Source organism: Nitrincola iocasae, from assembly GCF_008727795.1.
In the GTDB taxonomy this organism is placed as follows: Bacteria; Pseudomonadota; Gammaproteobacteria; order Pseudomonadales; family Balneatricaceae; genus Nitrincola; species Nitrincola iocasae.
Genome location: NZ_CP044222.1, coordinates 1,970,401 through 1,991,600, shown reverse-complemented (window position 1 = coordinate 1,991,600; position 21,200 = coordinate 1,970,401). Strand labels below are relative to the sequence as shown.

Annotated in this window: 18 protein-coding genes; 13 read left to right on the top strand and 5 right to left on the bottom strand. The window is 50.3% G+C overall.

What is annotated here, in order from left to right; translation table 11 throughout:
* Positions 1-57: 57 nt before the first annotated feature.
* Positions 58-1,599, bottom strand: coding sequence for a bifunctional GNAT family N-acetyltransferase/carbon-nitrogen hydrolase family protein (locus F5I99_RS09315; RefSeq protein ID WP_151055363.1), 1,542 nt, complete (start codon positions 1,597-1,599; stop codon positions 58-60).
* A 750-nt stretch (positions 1,600-2,349) separates the two neighbouring features.
* Here F5I99_RS09315 and alaC point away from each other — a divergent pair.
* The 6 genes from alaC to efpL all read left to right on the top strand — a co-directional run bounded on the left by alaC (position 2,350) and on the right by efpL (position 8,066).
* Positions 2,350-3,567, top strand: a complete 1,218-nt coding sequence (gene alaC, locus F5I99_RS09310) for an alanine transaminase (RefSeq protein WP_151055361.1) — start codon at positions 2,350-2,352, stop codon at positions 3,565-3,567.
* Between the two features lie 67 nt (positions 3,568-3,634).
* Complete coding sequence (gene osmF, locus F5I99_RS09305) at positions 3,635-4,549, top strand: glycine betaine ABC transporter substrate-binding protein OsmF (protein WP_151055358.1); 915 nt, start codon at positions 3,635-3,637, stop codon at positions 4,547-4,549.
* A gap of 17 nt (positions 4,550-4,566) precedes the next feature.
* Positions 4,567-5,730, top strand: a complete 1,164-nt coding sequence (locus F5I99_RS09300; RefSeq protein ID WP_225307616.1) for an ABC transporter permease — start codon at positions 4,567-4,569, stop codon at positions 5,728-5,730.
* A complete protein-coding gene (locus tag F5I99_RS09295) occupies positions 5,727-6,677 on the top strand; it encodes an ABC transporter ATP-binding protein (protein WP_151055355.1) in 951 nt (316 codons plus the stop codon). Before F5I99_RS09300 ends, F5I99_RS09295 begins: the two co-directional genes overlap by 4 nt.
* Positions 6,670-7,428, top strand: coding sequence for an ABC transporter permease (locus F5I99_RS09290; RefSeq protein ID WP_151055352.1), 759 nt, complete (start codon positions 6,670-6,672; stop codon positions 7,426-7,428). The genes F5I99_RS09295 and F5I99_RS09290 overlap by 8 nt, the downstream gene beginning before the upstream one ends.
* 71 nt (positions 7,429-7,499) lie before the next feature.
* The gene (gene efpL / locus F5I99_RS09285) at positions 7,500-8,066 is read left to right on the top strand and encodes an elongation factor P-like protein EfpL (protein ID WP_151055349.1); all 567 of its coding nucleotides are present in this window, start codon (positions 7,500-7,502) and stop codon (positions 8,064-8,066) included.
* A 54-nt stretch (positions 8,067-8,120) separates the two neighbouring features.
* On the opposite strand, the gene F5I99_RS09280 is transcribed toward efpL, so the two are convergent.
* On the bottom strand, positions 8,121-9,890 hold the full coding sequence (locus F5I99_RS09280; RefSeq protein WP_151055346.1) for a SulP family inorganic anion transporter: 1,770 nt from the start codon (positions 9,888-9,890) through the stop codon (positions 8,121-8,123).
* 204 nt (positions 9,891-10,094) lie between these two features.
* On the opposite strand from F5I99_RS09280, the gene F5I99_RS09275 reads away from it, so the two are divergent.
* Positions 10,095-10,517: a SulA-like leucine-rich domain-containing protein gene (locus F5I99_RS09275; RefSeq protein WP_151055343.1), complete on the top strand. Its 423-nt coding sequence runs from the start codon at positions 10,095-10,097 to the stop codon at positions 10,515-10,517.
* 34 nt (positions 10,518-10,551) lie between these two features.
* Here F5I99_RS09275 and F5I99_RS09270 read toward each other — a convergent pair whose 3' ends face one another.
* The gene (locus F5I99_RS09270; protein ID WP_151055340.1) at positions 10,552-12,720 is read right to left on the bottom strand and encodes a methyl-accepting chemotaxis protein; all 2,169 of its coding nucleotides are present in this window, start codon (positions 12,718-12,720) and stop codon (positions 10,552-10,554) included.
* Positions 12,721-12,883: 163 nt separating this feature from the next.
* Here F5I99_RS09270 and F5I99_RS09265 point away from each other — a divergent pair, with 163 nt between their 5' ends.
* Both F5I99_RS09265 and F5I99_RS09260 read left to right on the top strand, forming a co-directional pair.
* Complete coding sequence (locus F5I99_RS09265; RefSeq protein WP_151055337.1) at positions 12,884-13,936, top strand: YcjF family protein; 1,053 nt, start codon at positions 12,884-12,886, stop codon at positions 13,934-13,936.
* On the top strand, positions 13,917-15,494 hold the full coding sequence (locus tag F5I99_RS09260; protein ID WP_191905995.1) for a GTPase family protein: 1,578 nt from the start codon (positions 13,917-13,919) through the stop codon (positions 15,492-15,494). Before F5I99_RS09265 ends, F5I99_RS09260 begins: the two co-directional genes overlap by 20 nt.
* Positions 15,495-15,499: 5 nt before the next feature.
* On the opposite strand, the gene F5I99_RS09255 is transcribed toward F5I99_RS09260, so the two are convergent.
* Positions 15,500-16,552, bottom strand: coding sequence for a patatin-like phospholipase family protein (locus F5I99_RS09255; protein ID WP_151055332.1), 1,053 nt, complete (start codon positions 16,550-16,552; stop codon positions 15,500-15,502).
* An 88-nt stretch (positions 16,553-16,640) separates the two neighbouring features.
* Between F5I99_RS09255 and F5I99_RS09250 the strand changes: the two genes are divergently transcribed.
* The 4 genes from F5I99_RS09250 to F5I99_RS09235 all read left to right on the top strand — a co-directional run bounded on the left by F5I99_RS09250 (position 16,641) and on the right by F5I99_RS09235 (position 20,114).
* The gene (locus tag F5I99_RS09250; protein WP_151055329.1) at positions 16,641-17,519 is read left to right on the top strand and encodes a DMT family transporter; all 879 of its coding nucleotides are present in this window, start codon (positions 16,641-16,643) and stop codon (positions 17,517-17,519) included.
* Positions 17,520-17,640: 121 nt separating this feature from the next.
* Positions 17,641-18,651, top strand: coding sequence for a methionine ABC transporter ATP-binding protein (locus F5I99_RS09245; protein WP_151055326.1), 1,011 nt, complete (start codon positions 17,641-17,643; stop codon positions 18,649-18,651).
* Positions 18,648-19,313, top strand: coding sequence for a methionine ABC transporter permease (locus tag F5I99_RS09240; RefSeq protein ID WP_151055323.1), 666 nt, complete (start codon positions 18,648-18,650; stop codon positions 19,311-19,313). Before F5I99_RS09245 ends, F5I99_RS09240 begins: the two co-directional genes overlap by 4 nt.
* Before the next feature lie 30 nt (positions 19,314-19,343).
* Complete coding sequence (locus tag F5I99_RS09235; RefSeq protein ID WP_151055320.1) at positions 19,344-20,114, top strand: MetQ/NlpA family ABC transporter substrate-binding protein; 771 nt, start codon at positions 19,344-19,346, stop codon at positions 20,112-20,114.
* 106 nt (positions 20,115-20,220) lie between these two features.
* On the opposite strand, the gene F5I99_RS09230 is transcribed toward F5I99_RS09235, so the two are convergent.
* On the bottom strand, positions 20,221-21,198 hold the full coding sequence (locus tag F5I99_RS09230) for an NADPH:quinone reductase (RefSeq protein WP_151055317.1): 978 nt from the start codon (positions 21,196-21,198) through the stop codon (positions 20,221-20,223).
* Between the last annotated feature and the right edge of the window lie 2 nt (positions 21,199-21,200).

Genomic DNA, 21,200 nt, shown 5'->3' with positions numbered 1-21,200 from the left:
ACCATAAAAAACCTAGTATTTTACTACAGTATCTATCTGTGTCACATCAAAGTAACACTATTCTGCATCGTCGAACCATTTCAGTCGGTAGAGATCATGACGACGATCGCGCAAATTGTTGACTGAACCTTCAAAATGTAATTGCTGTAGTTTATCGATATCCAGATCCGCAAACAGCAATTGCTCGGAATTAGCTACAGCTTCACTTTGTATGGCATCGTGCGGAAAGAACAGGTCTGACGGTGTGAACACAGCACTTTGAGCATATTGAATATCAACATTGTCGACACGGGGCAAATTGCCACAAGAGCCGCCGATCACCACATAGCACTCGTTTTCGATGGCCCGCGCCTGGGCACAATGTCGAACCCGTAAGTAGCCATTCTTGGTATCTGTCCAGAAAGGCACAAACAAGATATCGATTTTCTGTTCAGCAAGAATGCGGCCCAGTTCCGGAAACTCAACATCGTAACAGATCAGTATTCCTACCCTGCCAGCATCCGTTTCAAAGGTTTGGATACGGTCGCCACCGCTGATAATCCAGTCACGCCGCTCTGAGGGCGTAATATGAATTTTACGCTGCTCTTCCACACTGCCATCTCGACGACAAAGATAGGCTACGTTGTAGACCTGGTCGTTGTCGATCAGGGGTAAAGAGCCAGCGATGATATTGATGTTATAACTGACCGCCATCTGTGAGATGCGATAACAGATCTCTTTAGTAAAGCCAGCCAGAAAGCGCATGGCCTCTACAGCCGACAAATCTGGCGCCAGACCCATCAACGGCGCGCTGAAAAACTCAGGAAAGAGTGCAAAATCTGAGCGGTAATCAGACATGGCATCGACAAAAAACTCAACCTGATTCAACAGGTCATCCACTGAATGGGTATGTTGCATCTGCCATTGCACCACCCCGACCCGTACCTGAGATTTGATACTTTCATAAGCAATGCTGTTATCGTCACGCTCGTAAAAAATATTGTCCCATTCGAGCAGAGTGGCAAAACCGGCTGAATTGGTGTCTTCTGGCAGGTAGCCACGCATCAATCGCTTAACAGTGAAGTCATTTGATAGCTGAAAAGACAGTATGGGATCATGGATACTTTTACGCCCAACCGCCTCGATATAGTCTGTGACCTCCATTTGATCAGCTACCTTATGGTAACCAGGCAAACGTCCACCGGCCAAAATCGCGCGCAAGTTCAAATCACGACAGAGTTCTTTACGCGCTTCATACAAACGCCGCCCCAGCCTTGCACCTCGGTAGTTAGGATCGACAAATACATCTAACCCATAGAGCGCATCTCCCTTGGCGTTGTGGCCAGGGATGCGCTTTTCATTGATCACCTCATCATAGCGATGAGGTATGGAATACTTGTCATACTTAACACACAATGTTAACGCCACGGCAACAACATGATCATGGTCAACTATGGCGATCTGACCCGCAGGAAACAGTCTGATAAGCTTGGCCAGCGTTGCTTCCGACCAGGCACCACCAAGATCTGGATAGACTTTCGCCATAATATCAGCCAACTGAGGGTAGTCAGCCAGTGTAATGGGACGTATATTAAGGCGAGTACCTTGAGGTTCAGTCATCGACAGTTTCCTTGCGCTACATCATTATTAAGCGCGTTATTCTAACATAGAAAGCCGCTCACCCCTTCAATCTATCCACTCAGTGCTTTTTCCATGGTGGAATGTGGGGTGGTGCCATGCTGGGGTGGTGGTATCGCTTTGGTGTGACACGCTTTTCGTCATCCTGACCGCTCCACTGCCGCCATCCCTGGCGGCAGACGGTCACTCCAAAGCGACTCCACCACCCCGCCGAAATCCTGTGCCGATCCCATTAGCTCAGCGCCACGTTGAACGAATAGCAAGCCAGACGTCTGAGATGAACAGTTTGACAGTGCGCCGTCCATGGCATTCAGGGCGCACAGGGTCAGTCAGATCCGATCCCATCAGCCCTTCCCAAACTTGGGTGCCGCATCAGCATTTGCAAAAATTCTTGCCATGCTATCGAATCCTCAACTTAATTCGCAGATTGATGCCATGACCACACTATTTATCCTGAAAGCTGGCAGAGGACTTTGGGCGGGATGGTGGTATCACTTTGGTGAGACCGTCTGCCGCCCGGACGGCGGCAGTCGAGCGGTCAGGGATGACGAAAAGCGTGTCACACCAAAGTGATACCACCATCCAGCATGGCACTACCCAAAATTAAGCATGGCACTACCCAAAATTAAGCATGGCACTCTGGAAAAATTCTGCTAGGATGCGTTTTAATGGCTGCAGATGGCAGTCAGCGTCGCTCGGACGGTTCCGGGCGCTTACGTAATCGAGAAAACTATGACTGAGAAAGCACCGCTTCGTTTCGAGCGTATCGAACGCCTGCCCCCCTACGTATTCAACATCACCGCTGAACTAAAAATGGCTGCACGCCGTCGTGGCGAAGATATTATTGATCTGAGCATGGGCAACCCGGATGGAGCCACCCCGGCACATATCGTCGAAAAACTCTGCAGTGTAGCCCAACGGCCTGATACCCACGGCTATTCTACCTCACGCGGCATTCCTCGCCTGCGCCGGGCCATCAGCCATTGGTACCAATCGCGCTTTGATGTTGAGATTGATCCGGAAACCGAAGCCATCGTCACCATCGGCTCAAAAGAAGGCCTGGCCCACCTGATGCTGGCCACACTGGATCGTGGTGATGGCGTGCTGGTTCCAAATCCCAGCTATCCGATTCATATCTACGGCGCGGTTATAGCCGGGGCACAGGTGCGCTCTGTGCCGCTGATTCCTGGGGTCGATTTTTTTGCTGAGCTGGAACGTGCCATCAAAGAAAGCATTCCTAAGCCTAAAATGATGATTCTGGGTTTCCCCTCAAACCCCACAGCGCAATGTGTGGAAATGGATTTTTTTGAGCGGGTCATAGCGCTGGCCAAAGAACACAATATCTTGGTGGTGCATGATCTGGCCTACGCCGATATTGTCTTTGATGACTGGAAAGCCCCTTCAATTATGCAGGTTCCGGGGGCTAAAGAGGTCGCCGTGGAGTTCTTCACTCTTTCCAAAAGCTACAACATGGCGGGTTGGCGTATCGGCTTTATGGTGGGTAATCCTGAACTGGTTAACGCACTTTCGCGGATTAAGAGCTATCATGATTATGGGACCTTTACCCCCTTGCAAGTAGCCGCCATCGCCGCTCTGGAAGGTGACCAGCAGTGCGTGAAGGATATTGCAGCCACTTATCAGAAGCGACGCGATGTATTGGTTAAAGGCCTGCATGAGGTCGGCTGGATGGTTGAGAAGCCTAAAGCTTCGATGTACGTCTGGGCTAAAATCCCTGAGGCTTATGCCGACATGGGGTCGCTGGAATTTGCTAAAAAGATGCTGGCAGATGCCAAGGTTTCTGTCTCGCCCGGTATCGGCTTTGGCGATTATGGTGATGATCATGTACGTTTTGCTCTGATTGAGAATCAGGACCGTATACGTCAAGCGTTGCGGGGGATTAAATCAATGTTCCGTGCAGACGGGTTACTGCCAGGTAAATCGGCACAGTAACAATCACACGCCAGGCGCCCTCTGATAGGGGTGCCTGGCTGATAAACTCAGGAAAACAGGATTTTTTATGCATTTATCAGGCTTATTCCGGACACTGCTTCTAACCAGCGCTGTGGCGCTATCCACCTCAGCCCTGGCACAGCAGGCTGTCGTGGTTTCCTCCAAGATTGATACCGAAGGCTCTGTACTGGGTCATTTGATCTATCAGGTACTGGATGATGCCGGTATTCCAGTGACCAGCCGGATTCAACTGGGTGGCACCAGTATTGTGCGTAACGCATTGATCAGCGGTGAAATAGATATCTACCCGGAGTATACCGGCAATGGTGCCTTCTTCTTTGATCGTGCTGACAGCCCGGTCTGGAAAGATGCCCAAGCCGGCTATGAACTGGTTAAAGAACTGGATTATGAGCAAAACCAACTGGTGTGGTTAAAGCCGGCTGACGCCAACAATACCTGGGCGATGAGTGTCCGTGGCGATCTGTCACGTAACGAAAGTCTAACTACACTGGATGATCTGGCTGACTACCTGAATAACGGCGGTGCATTCAAATTTGCCGCCAGCGCTGAATTTGTTGACTCCCCTAGCGCACTCCCGGCATTTCAAGATGCTTATGGTTTTAGTCTGGATTCAGAGCAATTGCTGATCCTGTCTGGTGGCAACACCGCTGCAACCTTGAGGGCTGCAGCTTTGCAAACCAGTGGTGTGAACGCTGCCATGACCTATGGTACCGATGGTGGCTTGCAGGCACTGGATTTGATTGTATTGGAAGACACCCGTGGTGTTCAGCCAGTCTATCAACCGGCACCAATTATCCGTGAAAGTGTTCTGGAAGCCTATCCACAAATCGCTGAGTTGTTGGAGCCGGTATTTGCCGCTCTGGATCTGCAGACCCTGCAGAAACTCAACGGTGATGTGGCTGTGAATGGTGAAGATCCGGCACAGGTTGCACGAGCTTTTCTGGATTCACTTGCGCCCTGAGGATTACCCAAGCGCTTATGATGATTATGCAAACCGACAGAGTGATGCCAGTGTTGAGCTGCGCTTCACTCTTGGCGTTTTGGTTACTCGATTTTCTGACATTACAACCTAACCGGATTGTCCCTGGTACTGGCTACAGTCCTGATGCAGCCCTCGGTTGGCCTTGGGCGCTTGGGGTTTCAGCCTTGCTGCTGTTAAGTCTTGTCACTTCGTTTCCAAGACTGCGCGCCAAACACGCCTTACAACTCCTGTGTGTCATTCTATTATTGATACAGCTACCACTTAGTCTGGCTGACTTTAACACAGCGCATATCCCGGATACCCTGCCCCACGCACGCACGGGTATCGCTTCGGGCTTTTGGTTACTACTGTTTTTTGCAGCACTCATGCTGATTGAGCTACAGCAAAAAATGCACCTCAGTCGCTTAAGTATCACAGCTTTACTCATGCTGCCACTGAGTTGTCTAATCTGGGTCACCTACACAGGTCAGATTGAATCTCTCGCTTTGGTGCGCGAATACGCGTCGCGCTCGTCACAATTTCAAGATGCGCTGCAGGTCCATTTGCTATTGGTTTGTGGCGCTGTGGGTTTCAGTCTGTTATTAGGCTTTTTGCTGGTGTTGTTAATGCGTCATTGGCCCGTTGTGCAGAAATTCACCTTCGGGTTGTTAAATTTTATTCAGACCATTCCCAGCCTGGCGTTGTTTGGTTTACTGATTGCCCCGCTCGGCTACCTGGCTTCTCATAGCGATTTTCTGCAGTCCATCAATGTCAGTGGTATAGGCTGGGCGCCGGCATTAATTGCCTTGATTGCCTATAGCCTCCTACCCATAGTTCGTAATATTTTCATAGCATTGGAAGAGGTTTCTGATGCTGTACTTGAATCAGCAAAAGGCATGGGCATGAGCCGGATACAGGTATTTTTACAGGTACGACTTCCCTTGGCTATGCCGGTGATATTGGAAGGTATACGCATCACTAGCATTCAGGCAATAGGCTTGACCGCCGTCGCCGCATTGATTGGCGCAGGTGGTCTTGGCAGCTTTATTTTTCAGGGGCTGGGGCAAGCGGCCATGGATATGATTTTACTCGGTGCTTTACCGATTCTGGTGATGGCACTGCTGGCTGATCTACTCTTCTCAGGTCTGGCCGGGTTATTCCGTAATGGAGCCAAACAATGATTGAATTGCATCAGGTCACCAAACGCTTTGGTGATACGCTAGCAGTGGATGCGATAGACCTGTGCATTAACCAGGGTGAGCTGTGTGTCCTGGTCGGTACATCCGGTTGTGGCAAGTCCACCACATTACGCATGATCAACCGCTTAATCCCTCACACATCCGGTCGACTGACGATCGAAGGTGAAGAGATCAGTCAACTGGATGAGCAGCAATTGCGCCGCCGCATTGGTTATGCCATTCAGAGCACGGGTCTTTTTCCTCACTGGCCGGTTGCCCGCAACATTTCCCTGGTGCCGCAGTTACTGGGCTGGCCGGAAGCAAGAGTGGCTGAGCGGGTTAAGGAGTTGCTCGAACTACTGAACTTACCCTTTGCTGAGTTTGCGCATAAATACCCGTCTGAATTATCCGGTGGGCAGGCGCAGCGCGTAGGCGTAGCCCGGGCGCTGGCAGGTGATCCGGACATTCTGCTGATGGATGAGCCTTTCGGTGCGCTTGATCCGATCACCCGTGAGTCGTTACAAAATGAGCTCTTACGTATTCAACGTCAGATCCATAAAACCCTGGTATTTGTTACCCATGATATGGATGAAGCGCTGAAACTGGCTAGCCAGATCGTAGTGATGGATCAGGGTAAAATCATCCAGCAGGCCAGCCCTACAGAGCTGCTGCTCAATCCCGCCAATGATTTTGTTGCCCAGTTACTGGGGGGCGAAGATCGTGGCCTGAAACAAGCCGGACTTCTGCGTGTTGCTGAACGCATGTTACCCATTTCCAGTAATAACCCCTCGTTAGATCAAGCCCCTGTGATTCAGTTGCAGGACAGCCTGCGCCAGGCGTTATCCATGATGCTTTGGCACCAGTGCCTGCAATTGCGAGTGTATGAAGGCGAATCGCTGGTCGGTTACCTGCCATTGGATCGCATCATCCAGGCTAACCGCCATGCCTAGCCGGAAACGTCTATTCTTCTGGGGGTTACCGCTGTTTTGGGCGGCCTGTCTGTTATTAGCCATTCTGGGTCTACCCTGGCTTGAGGAGCTGTTTAAGCAGGTTGCACCCGGACACAGACAAGTGATCTATACTCGCGACAGCTTTGCCTTGTTGTTGGGAAATCATCTGCTGCTGGTGGGTCTGGCAGCGTTGATTTCTATCAGCCTGGGTCTGGCAGGTGCTATATTTGTTACCCGTCCTTATGGGCGTGATTTTCTGCCACTGGTCAGCCAGGTGGCGTCGATGGGGCAGACTTTCCCACCCGTAGCGGTGCTGGCCTTATCGGTCCCCTTACTGGGTTTTGGCGCCCTGCCAACGATTATGGCGCTGGCCCTCTATGGCTTGCTACCGGTTGTGCGCAACACCCTGGTCGGCCTGAACAGTGTTGACCCGGCTATACTCGAATCCGCACGCGGCATGGGCATGTCACCCTTTCAGGTGTTATGGCAGGTGGAACTCCCCCTCGCAGCCAATGTTATTCTGGGCGGCATCAGAACCTCCGTCACCATCAATATCGCCACCGCCGCCATCGGCTCGACCATAGGTGCCACCACGCTAGGTGACCCGGTTATATCAGGGCTGGTCAATGGCAATACCGCCTATGTGCTTCAGGGGGCCATATTGATCGGTTTTCTGGCGGTAACAGCCGACAGCTGTCTGGATCGGCTGCAGCAGTCAGTGAGTCCACGTATTGATAGCCGAGCCCTATAACGAAAGATATTTCTCGAATGCGCCACGCGGCTCAGTTAAAATCAGTCAACATTTATCTTTGAGAATTTTATATGCCAAAAGCTTCAGAAATTAAACGCGGCCATGTTGTTGAAATTAATGGCGCCTTGTATATCGCTAACCAGGTCGATGTCAAAAGCCCATCGGCTCGTGGGGCGGCCACCCTGTATAAAATTCGCTTTAATCAGGTGCCTGGCGGGCGCAAGCACGAAGAAACCTACGTGGGTGACGACTTCGTCCAAGATGTACAACTGGAGCGCCGCAAGGTGTCTTTTCTGTACAAGGAAGATGACCAGTACACCTTTATGGACCTGGAAGACTATAGCCAATACAGCATAAATGCAGACGCGATTGAAGCACAACTGCCCTACCTGATGGATGGCATGGAAGGCATCACAGCACTACTGGTCGACGGTTTGCTGATCACCGTAGAGCTACCAGGTACCGTAGTGATGGAGATTATCGAAACCGTACCCGGTATGAAAGCCGCCAGTGCCACCGGGCGTAACAAGCCGGCACGCTTTGCCACCGGTCTGGAAATCCCTGTGCCTGAGTACCTCGAAGCAGGCCAAAAAGTCAAAATTAATACCGAAACCGGTAAGTTTTTATCACGCGCCTGATTTTAATCTCGCGATAGCCAACTCTAAACTCCTGGCGTTTTGAGTTGGCTGTGATTATCTGGGCGCCTCTGGTTTTAATTCAGCTTCCGGCTTATCTTCGGCCTCTTCTGCTCGCTCATGCAGCACCTTCCAGGCATCATAGGTGCTCATGTAAACCACGCCACTCATCTCATCCAGAAAGTCAGTTTTACGTAGCCGGTCCATGACCGGTCCTTTGACTTCAGCCAGATGCATCTGCACGCCGGAATCCTTCAGGCGACTATTAATGGTGCGCAGACTATCAAGGGCAGAGGCATCGATTAGATTCACCGCCTGACAGGTCAGGACCAAATGATTCAACTTAGGCTGACTAATCACCAACCCCATGACAATGTCTTCAAGATAGCGTGAATTGGCAAAGTATAAGCTTTCATCAATGCGCAATAAGGCAATTTTATCGTCGGTTTCGACCTCATGACGCTCAGCATTACGAAAGTGCTCGCTATTGGGTAACCGCCCTATTACCGCATAATGCGGTCTACTGGTACGATACAGGTAAAGCAGTAGCGACAGTCCAACCCCAGCCATAATGCCAATTTCAATACCCTGGATCAGCGTTGCCAGGATCGTGGCCAGCATAGCTGCAAAATCGCTTTTGGAATATACGAAGGTGTGTTTTATAGCGGGTAAGTCAATCAACGACAGCACTGCCACGATAATAGTAGCCCCCAGCGTGGCAACCGGCAGAAAGGCAATTAATGGCGTTAAAAATAGTGCAGCCACCAGTATACCTATGGCCGTAAAAGTACCGGCGGCAGGCGTTGCCGCACCAACATCATAATTGACAATCGAACGTGCAAATCCACCACTAACCGGCATCCCCCCACTGAAGGCTGAACTGAGATTAGCGGTTCCCAGAGCAATCAACTCCTGATCAGGGTCGATGCGCTGGCGCTGCTTGGCAGCCAGAGTCTGGCCTAGAGAAACAGATTCTACAAATCCGACAATGCTGATCAGCAAGGCAGCCAGAAACAAATCACGCCACAACCCCGGAATAAACGCCGGTAAAGTAAAAGGTGGCAAACCTGCGGGGATATCCCCTACCACTTTGACACCCGCCTGATCTAGCTGCCAATGCCAAGTAACCAGTGTCGTAACAGCAACGGCAAGCACTGGTGCGGCCTTGCTGAATATATCAGCCGTATATGGGTTTAACCCGATGAGGCTTAAAAGTGAACGCCCCCAGCGTCGGTTGGCATAGAGGAAAACCAAAGTGCCAGAACCTATGCATAACGTTAGCAAATGCGCCTCAGGGATACGAGCTATCAGGCCATACAACACCATGATAACGTTTAGCCCTTCTGCTTCCAGTCCCAAAAGATGACGAGCCTGACTGGCGGCAATAATCAAACCCGATGCAGTAATAAATCCGGAAATAACCGGGTGACTGAGAAAATTAGCCAAAAACCCAAGCCGTACCAGGCCCATCAACGTCAGCATCAGACCGGACATCAACGTCAATATGAGTACCACTGTGATGTACTCGGGTGAGCCCTCCAACGCATGATTACCCGCTGCTGCCGCTGTCATCAGTGAAATAACTGCAACGGGGCCAATGGCCAAACTACGGCTGGTTCCAAAAATAGTGTACAGAAATAGAGGGGCAATACTGGCATAGAGCCCAACTTCTGGTGGCATGCCCGCCAACATAGCATAGGCCAGAGACTGAGGGATCAGCATAATGGTAACAATCAAGGCGGCCAGCAAGTCACTGATCAATGTTTCTTTGCCATAGAGAGGCAGCCATTGCAGTATGGGAAAATAGCGCTTGAGTTTTAAGGACACAACCTATTCCTTTGTAGCATCAACACGACGTAGATTTGTATAAAGGTTATAAGTATATACCAATACAGGATGACTTAGATTTGTCTCTTAGCGTATTTTTCTGTTGCAGTCATCAATAACGAGCCGCAAAAATATTTGACACAGATATCATTACTGTATATAAATACAGATACTGTATAAATAAACAGTTATAGAGGTGCTGTCATGTATCAAGCGCATACCGCTGTTGAGTCGATTGTTCGTGATCCTGAGCAAATTCTGCCATTACTGGCCGAGGCCAGCGGGCAATCACGCTGGATCACCCTGATTAATCCTCCAGCCCTACCAAACCGACAGGTATTGCTACAAGCTGGCATAGAGATGCACAAAATTCGCATCATTCATACACAAAATCGCCATCAATGGTTAAAGACCCTGAGCACCTGTGTCTGCAATGGACTGAATAGTCTGGTGGTCGCCTGGCCAGAGCCATCCGTCAGTGCAGCCACCGTCAAGGCTTTAGCCGATGCCTGTCGTCATGGTAAAAGCTTTTGCCTGCTGTTGGGTAATCGCCAGGTCAATCTGCCAATGCAGCAGGCCATCATGGCGGGTCCACGCCAGGAAGAACAGCTGCAATTGGCGCTTTAAACTAGCATACAGTCACTAACCACCCATCGGGTGGTTAGATAGAGAAGCGCTTGACCAGATCACCGAGAGTGCTGGCTGTACGGTTTAGGTTCTCACTAGCCCTGACATTATCCAGCACGGCTGCGCTGGCTTGTTCCGACTGACGACGTACGCTGTCAACACCCGCATCAATACTATCCAGTTGCTGCAATTGCTGACGGGTATGCTCCCCAATTTCCAGATTCAGACGACTGATGGTAGCCACTTGCTGAATGACTGACTCCAGCGACAGCGCAACAGACTCAGTCGCCTGGGTATTTCTGGCAACCTGCGCCAGCCCCTCTGCCATGGACTCGGCCCCCAGGTCTGAGCCAGCCTGAATTTGCTCAATTAAATCACGTATTTCAATGGTGGCATCACTGGTCCGCTGAGCTAACTGTCTGACTTCATCTGCGACAACGGCAAAGCCACGGCCATGTTCACCGGCCCGAGCGGCTTCTATGGCCGCATTCAAAGCCAACAAATTAGTCTGACCAGATACATTTTGAATGACATTGATTACCTGACCGATATTGTCACTCTGCTGCTTGAGTGACTGAATTACTTCATTTGAGCGGTTAACTGTTCCAGCCAGACTTGCCATCTCTCGCTTGGCATTTTCTATGTCCTGCTGACTCTGTTTGATCACTTCATCGGCAGCACGCGCTTGCTCTCCGGCTGCGGCACCACTGTTCGCCACCTGTCGCACCATATCAGCTAAAGCGCCGGTTGAATCAACAATCGCCTGTTCGCCTTGCTTCTGCTGCTCCAGTGCATCACGGGTTGTGGTTGATGTATTCGCCATCAACCGGGCGCTTTCACTGATATTTTGGCCAGATTGTTTCATATCCAGCACATTTTGACGTAGCCCATCTATCATCGCATTTACCGAGCCGATTACTGCTTTCAGCTCACCAATAGCGCCTTCATCAGTAACCTGCGTACGCAAATCATTGTCGGTTACACGGCGTACACCGCTGACAAAGTTAGCCAAGGGTTTCACAATCAGTCGCTGTAGATACACGGCAACCACCGCACTGATAGCGAAAGCGATGAGGATAAACACTAATAAGACAATCGGTATAGTTTGTGCGTTTTTCTGCGCTTGGAGCGCACGGTTGCCGGCTTCATCTATGCGCTCAACCTGATCAGAGGCAACAGCCCGCTGCACCGCATTGAGTGACGTTTCTATCTGGCGCTCAACTTCAGGGATACTTTGCAGAGACAGAGTTAGCTGCTCTACAGAGGATGTCAGATCACTGACGACAGAATGAGTGCTTTCATTGGACTGGTTAATGAGTCTCAGCGCGTTATCCAACACCTCAGCCGAGGTTTGGCTGGCGGCTATCTGCTCGGCCGTAGCTGCCTGGGTCTGCTGAGCAAGCGCATTGGCTTCTGCGGCAGTACGGTTAGCCAGTTCCAGACTGCCGCTTTGAATTTGAATTGAAAGTTCAATCATCTCCTCGATAGCCGTTACGATTTCCTGTCGAAGGGCTGTACGTTCCGGCGAGTATTCCATAGCGGCAAACTGACGTATTTGCCCACGGAAAGGGCGCAGATCGCGACGCAGATCTACTAGTAATGAACGGGTATTATCGCTCTGGTCCACATTAAACATGGCACTGGTCATTGCCGAGGTGCCTCGATAAACCTGTTGTAGATTCGCTTCCACCGACTCCAGTGCTCCGGGTTCACCCTGGCTAAGTTTGTAAAAGTCGATGAGTGCATGTAATGAATGCTGGTTGATTTGTTGAGCTGCCGTGATCATGGAGTGCAACGGGCCAGAAACCATCTCCAGATTGGTGGCAATTTGACGGGTCACCTCACTGATTTTATTCATGTTTTCATTCTGTTGCGCTGATACATCTCGCAACTGAGTCAACCCGGCATCGATTTCACCACTGGCCGCTTCAGTTTCATCCAGACGCAACTGCAATGCTTGGAGGGTAGACAGCGAATCCTGCGCTTTCGAGAGCTGCTTAACTTGCCCTTCCATCTGCGTCAGCGCATCCACTGATTGCACCAGACTGTCTGCAACACTGGCTGTTTCTGATTGCAAAAAGGTCAAATCATCACTAAGTTGATTAGCACTGAAAATGGCAAAACCGCCAATCAATAGTAAAATAGCCAACATCAAGCCAAACATGGCATTTATGATGAAACGTACTGTCAAAATCCCCGTCATATTCAAGCACCTTTAGACCAAAGTTTACGCAAATATAACAGATTGACTGCAAAAGGCTTACCCTTATGAACATTTTCGAGAAGAATAAACGACATGACATCATAACTTTCTGTTATCTATGATCTAATGAAATGAATACACCCAATAACGTCAGGTTAGCTAAATGAATTCTGAGTGTACTATTAACAGCACATTACCTACTCTCTGGCTACTGGGCAAAACTGGCGCTGGAAAGTCATCTCTGATTCGTTTTTTAACAGGGAACCCTGATGTGACTCTAGGGTCAGGCTTTCGCCCCTGCACACAATCGTCTGATGCATATGATTTTCCCACCGAAGCGCCTTTGTTGCGATTTCTGGATACGCGAGGGCTTGGAGAATTCAGCTATGACCCAACCGAAGATATTCATGCCTGCATGTCTCAGAGCCATGCCTTACTGGTATGCATGCGCGTGGATGATCCAGAGCAGAGTGAGCTGATCAAAGCACTCAAAACCATAAAAAAATCCAATCATATCAAATCAGTAATTCTGATACATAGCGCAATAGATCAGATAACTGATCGGCGTGATCGTCAAGCGGCTCAGGCATTTAATCAGCAACAGGCCGAAAAAGCCTGGGGTGATTCCTTGCCGACAGTGGTGATGGAGTTGGCTGACCCGCACAACCCAACAGGGGGGGAAGCCCTATTACACTGTCTACTTGAACATTTACCCGAAGTAGCCCGCTGCAGCCAACGCGCCTCGATGGCGGCAGCCGAGCATCAAGTGTTCAAACAACACAAACAAAAGCTGCGTCATTATGCCTCTGCAGCAGCGGCCACAGATACACTGCCGATCATCGGCCTGGTGTCTGTGCCTGCACTGCAGGCCGCCCTGTTACGCACTCTCGCACAAAAGTACGGTATAGACTGGGACCGACGCGCCATTTCCTCGTTCATCGCCACTCTGGGCACTGGTTTTGGTATTCAATACGCCTCGCATTTGGGGCTGCGTCAACTGGTTAAACTTATCCCGGTGTACGGACAGACAGTGGGCAGTCTAGGTGCCGCCGCCATCAGTTTTGCAACAACCTATGCGATTGGACGCATTGCCTGTAAATACCTGTATTATCAGAGTCAGGGTGAATCCCTGTCTGAAGCGGAGGTCCAACAACTTTATCGCCAAGCCTTTGAGTCTATCCGGGAGGTTGCCGGACGTGAAACGACTACTAAATAGTTATCGCATCAGCCACAAACTGTTTACCAACTTGATTCCACTGCTGTTGATATTGATCGCCTTCCCGCTGCTGCTGTTAGCCGGATTTGGTCTAATCGCCTTATACCAGTTTGGCTATCTACTGCATTTTGTCGTCCTCCTGTCACTGCTTAGCCTGGTCTTTGCACTGGTTGTCCGGGTGGGTCGAAAGTCTATAACTAAACAGAGCACTAACAATCTACCTCCCGATGAAGCACTGGTTGTCGCCAATACAGATTGGAGCGACTTTGACCTGCAGGTTTGGCAACAGCTGAATACGCAAATGGACAGCCTGATGGATAAAAATGATCAATGGGAGGTATTACGGGAACACGCTCTGGCATTGATCAGCGCCACGGCCAGCGCCTATCGAGCTGGCAAGACAGGAGGTGAGCTTGCCTTTACTTTACCAGAGCTTCTGAGCATGACCGAAGAGATCAGTCGGCGATACTATTTGATCGTGATGGAACACCTGCCCTTTGCCGAGCAACTGAAACTTTCAACCGTCAAGCGCCTTTACAGTCACAGAGACAAAGCTGACAAGGTACAAAAAATCTGGGCGGTATACCGTGCTTACCGATTATTTACGCCTACTGGATTGATTTCAGAAGCCCGCTCACAGCTAGCCGGGTATATGCTGGATGATGTACAAGCCGAGGTCAGCTACAAACTCAAAAAAGCATTTTTGCAGGAAGTGGTCAGCGTGGCCATTGACCTGTATTCAGGCCGTTTCCGGATCAAGGGAGCATTAAATTCAAGTGCAGCTCAGGCTAGCGATAGGCAGAACAGGGTCAGCCAACCGGATCCTTTAAGGATCTGTCTGATTGGTCAATTGAAATCAGGGAAGTCGAGTGTAATTAATGCATTAACACAAGAATCTAATGCTGAAGTTGATCATCTGCCTGCCACTGACAGCGTACAGGTTCATCAATTAAAAGCCGAAGGTGTGCCGCTGATTCACCTGGTTGATTTACCCGGACTGGATGGCAACCCCAAAACGGAAAAGCGGCTACTTGAGCAAGCCAGTCAGGCTGATCTACTGCTGTGGGTATTGAAGGCTAATCAACCGGCTCGCGCACTGGATGTTAACTTCAAAGCTAAATTGGACACTTTCTATCAACAACCGGACAAGCTATCGCGCAAGCGCCCGGCGATAATTGCCCTGGTGAATCAGGTTGATCGGCTGGCACCCCTGTCTGAATGGTCGCCCCCATATGATCTGGATGATAGCACCACAGCTAAGGCCGATAGTATTCGTGATGCCCTGGCTTATAATCAGTCACTGTTACAGCCAGATCATTTGCTACCCCTTAGTCTGGCTCCGGATAAACCCCACTATAACCTCACAAGCCTGTTGCAACTGCTTGATCAACACTATGATCAAGCTCTGCAAACACAGCTCAACCGGCGGCGGCTGGAAATGGGGATGGAGTTTTCCACCACAGAACAATTTCGTCGGGTATATCACTTAGGTAAGTCACTATTCAGGGCTGTTAAAGGTTCAGAAAAAACTGACCATAGACCCAGGAATAATCAGTAAAATCATTACTGCGTTCCTTTACCACAATCGGGATCGCGAATACTTTCTTTAAGCAGCCACTGTGGATCAAACGTGGAGCGCTCGCCTAAATCTTTCCAGTGCTCCTTCAGCCAAAGCTCCGTGCGTTGGCGTCCCATATCCCGTAAGAAACAAAGGTATTCCCACTCCGTATTCAGTTTACTGGAGGCTTTCAGACTCTGAAGATCCTCCTCTCCATGAATACGGTGCAGACGCATATCCCGATAACGCTCATGTTCCAAACCTTCAGATTCGATAAGCTCACGCAAGAGTGTCACACTACGCAACTCTTTGATTAGAATAGAGTTGAATGTAATTTCATTAATTCGATCAATGATTTCACGCGCTGTTTTGGGCACATCGGGTCGTTCAAACGGGTTGATTTGAACCAGCACCATATCTCTGGCATCGCACTCATCCACCAGCGGAAAAAGCGCCGGATTACCGCTGTAGCCTCCGTCCCAATAAAACTCGCCATCAACCTCAACGGCTTGAAACATGAAGGGTAAGGCCGCCGATGCCATCAGTGCGTCTGCAGAGAGGTTCGGCTGAGTGAAAATTTTGGGACGACCATTTCGAACCTGCGTGGCTGTGACAAAAATTTTGACCGCTTTGCATCGATTTACCGCCTTAAAGTCAATCAGCTCAACCACCAGATCACGTAAAGGATTCAGGTTGAGTGGATTGAATTCATAGGGAGAAAATACACGAGTCAAATGGTCAAACAGCAGGTAGTTGGGTGAGCTTTCCATACTCCAGTCACCCGTAATTTTTGCCCATAAATTACGCTGAATCGGACTGAATCTGCCCGCATCACTAACAGACTTCCAGAAGGTTTCCAGAGCGTCACGAGCCCCTTGTCGAGACCCCGACTCCAAGCCGTCAGCAAGCACTACCGCATTCATGGCACCGGCACTGGTGCCACTCACCCCTTCAATACACAGATTGCTTTCTTCCAGTAAACGGTCCAACACTCCCCAAGTCAGGGCGCCATGCGATCCCCCACCCTGAAGTGCCAGTTCAATGGTTTTAACAGTCATTAGTTAAACTCCCTATTAAATCACCGCACTGCAGCATTACAATAGACCAAACTAGAGCAGTATTCATCGGATTACAAGGCAGTACTTTATGCAACACAGTGCATTAAAATCAGATTTTCTGTTGGTCCTGGTCACATTATTGGCAGCAACCAGTTGGGTATTCTCACGTGAAGCCTTGACAGGTATGGCTCCACTGCAATTTATTGGCGGACGCTTTTTGTGTGCCGGATTGATTCTGGGTGCTTTTGGTTATAGTGCTCTGAAGCAACTAGCGGGTGAGTCTTGGCTTCGTGCACTGATGACCGGCGTGGTAATGGGGATGGCGATGTGCTTCTGGATCATGGGGCTCTACCATTCTGATAATATGGGCATTGGAGCGTTTATCACCAGCCTGAGCGTGGTATTTGTCCCTATTGTCGGGCGATTTTTATTCGCTACACGGACTCCGGTAAGTACCTGGATTGCAATGCTCATAGCTCTGATTGGGCTGGCTTGTCTTCGCCTTGAAGGTGGCTTTGCCCTGTCAGTATCTGATCTGTTTTTTCTAGCTGCTGCACTGATGTTGTCGCTGCATTTTAACTTAAACAGTCGTTATGCTGTACGGATAGCTCCGCTGCCATTGACAGCCATACAGTTAAGTATGACTGGCTTGGTGGCCCTGACCATGTCAGCGCTTTTAGAAGCGGAAGCGCTGAATCTCAACAGCTCGCTACTCGGCTGGCTGATTGCCAGTATTGTGATTGGCACCTGTATGCGTTTTTTCCTGCAGGTCAAAGCTCAGGGCATGGTCAGCGCCAGCCATGCGGCGGTTATCATGACGCTTGAGCCGGTATGGGCCAGCCTGATTGGTGTTCTGCTTTATGCAGAGCATATGACCCGGTTACAGTTGATTGGCTGTTGCCTTATATTCAGTGCGTTGTTGGTGAGTCGCTGGCGTTTTCTGTTACGACGCCCTGCACGTAGCTAGTGCTTGCCGCATGCTATTTTTTCCGCAGGGCTTGTTTCTAATAGCCATTAACGTGCTATAATTGCATATTAATTTAGTTTCTTATTACTTAAAAGCATACAGCCCACAAGGTTAACTCTCTGTGATCCAATTTGAAGGTGTGCACAAGACTTACAAGGTCAGTGGACGCGAGGTTACGGCGCTGGAGACTTGCAACCTGCATATCCCGCAGGGGCAGATCTTCGGCCTTATCGGTCATTCTGGTGCCGGTAAAAGTACTCTGTTGCGTCTGATAAACCGCCTGGAAGAGCCCAGCGGCGGTCGTATTCTCGTGGCTGACGAAGATGTGACCGCACTGAATGCAAAAGACCTCAGGCGCTTTCGCCAGGGGCTGGGGATGATCTTCCAGCACTTCAACCTGCTGGCATCAAAAACAGTGGCTGATAATGTCGCCATGCCATTAAAACTGGCTGGCGAACATTCTACGGCACAGATTCGTGAACGTGTTGCAATGCTGCTGGACCGAGTGGGTCTGAGTGATCATGCGCTGAAATACCCGGCGCAGTTATCCGGTGGACAAAAGCAACGCGTTGGCATCGCCAGAGCCCTGGCCACGGAACCCAAAATTCTGCTGTGTGATGAGGCTACCAGTGCGCTGGACCCTCAGACTACCGCTCAGGTTTTGCAACTGCTGAATGAACTTAATCGTGAGCTCAATCTGACCATTGTCCTGATCACCCATGAAATGGATGTCATCCGTCGTGTGTGTGATCAGGTTGCGGTTATGGATGCGGGTCTCATTGTGGAACAAGGCCAGGTAGCTGACGTATTCCTGCACCCTAAACACCCAACTACACGGCGCTTTGTCTATGAGGCCGAACAGCTGGATGAGCAGGAAATGGCTAATGATTTTTCCCGAGTTGAAGGGCGAATTGTGCGCCTGACCTTTCAGGGTGAAGCCACCTATGCCCCCCTGCTCGGGCAAATTGCGCGTCAGACTGGCGTTGATTACAGCATACTGTCAGGGCGTATTGACCATATACGCGACACACCTTACGGACAATTAACCCTGTCGCTGGTCGGCGGCGATGCCAGTGCGGCCATCAAACAACTGCAAGCCGCCCAGGTTACGGTTGAGGTACTGCGGACATGAATCAGTTTTTCAGCAATGTCGATTGGTATGATATCTGGATGGCAACCCTGGATACCCTGCTGATGCTGGGTGGTTCCATGCTGTTCACACTGCTGCTGGGCTTGCCGCTGGGTATTCTGCTGTTTATGACTGGCCCAAAACAGATGTTTGAACAGAAAGGGCTTTATGCGCTGTTATCTTTTTTCGTTAACATTTTACGCTCCCTGCCCTTCATCATTCTATTGATTGTGATGATTCCGTTAACACTGATGATTACCGGTACCTCACTGGGTGTTGCAGGTGCTATTCCACCCTTGGTGGTAGGCGCAACGCCCTTCTTCGCCCGACTGGTTGAAACGGCGCTGCGTGAAGTGGATCGCGGCATCATTGAAGCTACTCAAGCGATGGGTGCCAATACCCGTCAGATTATTATCAATGCACTTTTGCCCGAGGCTCGCCCCGGCATTATTGCGGCGACGACCGTAACCGCTATTACACTGGTTTCCTACACTGCCATGGCGGGCGTTGTCGGTGCAGGGGGTCTGGGTGATCTGGCGATACGCTATGGCTACCAGCGCTTTCAGACCGATGTCATGGTAGTCACGGTGGTACTGTTATTGATACTGGTACAGATCTTACAAATGCTTGGAGATCGACTGGTTGTTCATTATTCACGCAAGTGAATGCATTTTATTGCCCAATGGAGAGAAACAATGAAAAAACTAATAGTAGCCTTTGCTGCTCTGGCGGCTTTCTCAGTACAAGCCGAAACCTTGAGTGTTGCAGCTACCGCTGTGCCTCATGCTGAAATCCTGGAATTCGTTAAGCCGGGTCTCGCCGAACAGGGCGTAGATCTGCAGATTAGCGTTTTCACTGATTATGTGCAGCCCAACGTACAGGTCGCTGAAAAGCGCATTGATGCCAACTTTTTCCAGCATCAGCCCTATCTGGATGAGTTTAATGCCAGTCGCGGCACAGAGCTGGTCACTGTGGCCGGTATCCATGTTGAACCGTTTGGCGCCTACTCAGCCAAACACACCCAGCTTGATGAACTGCCACGTCGCGCAGAAGTTGCTATTCCTAATGATGCAACCAATGGTGGTCGCGCCCTATTGCTATTGCAGAGTGCGGGTCTGATCACGCTAAAACCAGAAGCCGGTATCACTGCAACACCACGTGATATTGCCGACAACCCGCTGCAGCTGCGTATTCGTGAAATTGAAGCGGCCACACTGCCACGCGTAATGAACCAAGTGGACCTGGCGTTGATCAATACCAACTATGCCCTGGAAGCAGGCCTATCACCACAAGATGATGCTCTGGTGATTGAAGGCAGTGAATCGCCCTACGTCAACATTCTGGTGACGCATGCAGACAGCACTGATAACGCTGCACTCCAGGCGCTGATTGAAGCCCTGAAAACAGATAGCGTGCGTGAGTTTATCCTTGAGAAGTATGAAGGTGCCGTCGTACCGGCTTTCTGAGTAGCCGCTAAAGACACGGAGGGCACCAAGTTAAGGTGCCCTTTCGTACATGCCGCGGGGGCGTATGGATGCGCAGGAGCGACACATAAGCTGTACTTTAAAACTACTAAGGTAATAAAATCGTTGACCCAGTGGTCTTCCGGCTTTGCAGGGCATCCTGAGCCTTGCCTGCATCAGCCAACGCATAGCGATTCGCGATATCTATGTGGATTTTGCCACTGCCAATCATGCCGAAAAACTCTTCACACATCATCTCCAGTCGCTCACGGGTATCAGCATAGCCGTTGAGGCTTGGCCGGGTGACAAACAACGCACCCTTCTGGTTCAGTATAGCCAGATTAACCCCATCCACCGGACCGGATGAGTTGCCAAAACTGACCATCAAGGAGCGGGGTTTGAGGCAATCCAGTGAAGTGATCCAGGTATCCTTGCCCACAGAGTCATAAACCACATCACACATAGCCCCCTGAGTCAGCTCACGAACCCGCTCAACCACTGACTCTTCAGAATAATTGATCGTGGCCCAGGCTCCGTTTTGGACCGCCAGTGCCGCCTTTTCCGCTGAACTGACCGTACCGATCAGTTTAACTCCCAGCGCACGGGCCCATTGACAGGCAATCGATCCAACCCCACCCGCTGCAGCATGAAACAGGATCGTTTCGCCACCTTGCAGGGCGCGTGTCTGACGTAATAAATACTGCACTGTCAGTCCCTTGAGCATACTGGCTGCCGCTGTTTCGAAGTCGATAAAGTCTGGCAAGCGGATCACCTTGTCAGCCGGTAAGGTGTGTTGCTGGGCATAAGCACCCAGAGGAGCTTGCGCATAGGCAACCCTGTCGCCCTCTTTCAGATAGCTCACGCCCTCACCTACGGCCTCTACATAGCCTGCTCCTTCAGTACCCAGTCCGGAAGGCATGGAAGGTGCAGGATATAGGCCAGTCCGAAAATAGATATCGATAAAGTTAAGACCAATCGCCTGGTTACGAACCCGGACTTCACCGGGTCCCGGATCTTGTGCGTCAATATCCACCAACTCCAGTACGCTGGAATCACCGGTTTTGGAAAACTGGATACGCTGACTCATGA

Coding starts and splice junctions, on each gene's coding strand:
- F5I99_RS09315 (WP_151055363.1), bottom strand. CDS start 1,599: ATGACTGAACCTCAAGGTACTCGCCTTAATATACGTCCCATTACACTG.
- alaC (WP_151055361.1), top strand. CDS start 2,350: ATGACTGAGAAAGCACCGCTTCGTTTCGAGCGTATCGAACGCCTGCCC.
- osmF (WP_151055358.1), top strand. CDS start 3,635: ATGCATTTATCAGGCTTATTCCGGACACTGCTTCTAACCAGCGCTGTG.
- F5I99_RS09300 (WP_225307616.1), top strand. CDS start 4,567: ATGATGATTATGCAAACCGACAGAGTGATGCCAGTGTTGAGCTGCGCT.
- F5I99_RS09295 (WP_151055355.1), top strand. CDS start 5,727: ATGATTGAATTGCATCAGGTCACCAAACGCTTTGGTGATACGCTAGCA.
- F5I99_RS09290 (WP_151055352.1), top strand. CDS start 6,670: ATGCCTAGCCGGAAACGTCTATTCTTCTGGGGGTTACCGCTGTTTTGG.
- efpL (WP_151055349.1), top strand. CDS start 7,500: ATGCCAAAAGCTTCAGAAATTAAACGCGGCCATGTTGTTGAAATTAAT.
- F5I99_RS09275 (WP_151055343.1), top strand. CDS start 10,095: ATGTATCAAGCGCATACCGCTGTTGAGTCGATTGTTCGTGATCCTGAG.
- F5I99_RS09270 (WP_151055340.1), bottom strand. CDS start 12,720: ATGACGGGGATTTTGACAGTACGTTTCATCATAAATGCCATGTTTGGC.
- F5I99_RS09265 (WP_151055337.1), top strand. CDS start 12,884: ATGAATTCTGAGTGTACTATTAACAGCACATTACCTACTCTCTGGCTA.
- F5I99_RS09255 (WP_151055332.1), bottom strand. CDS start 16,552: ATGACTGTTAAAACCATTGAACTGGCACTTCAGGGTGGGGGATCGCAT.
- F5I99_RS09250 (WP_151055329.1), top strand. CDS start 16,641: ATGCAACACAGTGCATTAAAATCAGATTTTCTGTTGGTCCTGGTCACA.
- F5I99_RS09240 (WP_151055323.1), top strand. CDS start 18,648: ATGAATCAGTTTTTCAGCAATGTCGATTGGTATGATATCTGGATGGCA.
- F5I99_RS09235 (WP_151055320.1), top strand. CDS start 19,344: ATGAAAAAACTAATAGTAGCCTTTGCTGCTCTGGCGGCTTTCTCAGTA.
- F5I99_RS09230 (WP_151055317.1), bottom strand. CDS start 21,198: ATGAGTCAGCGTATCCAGTTTTCCAAAACCGGTGATTCCAGCGTACTG.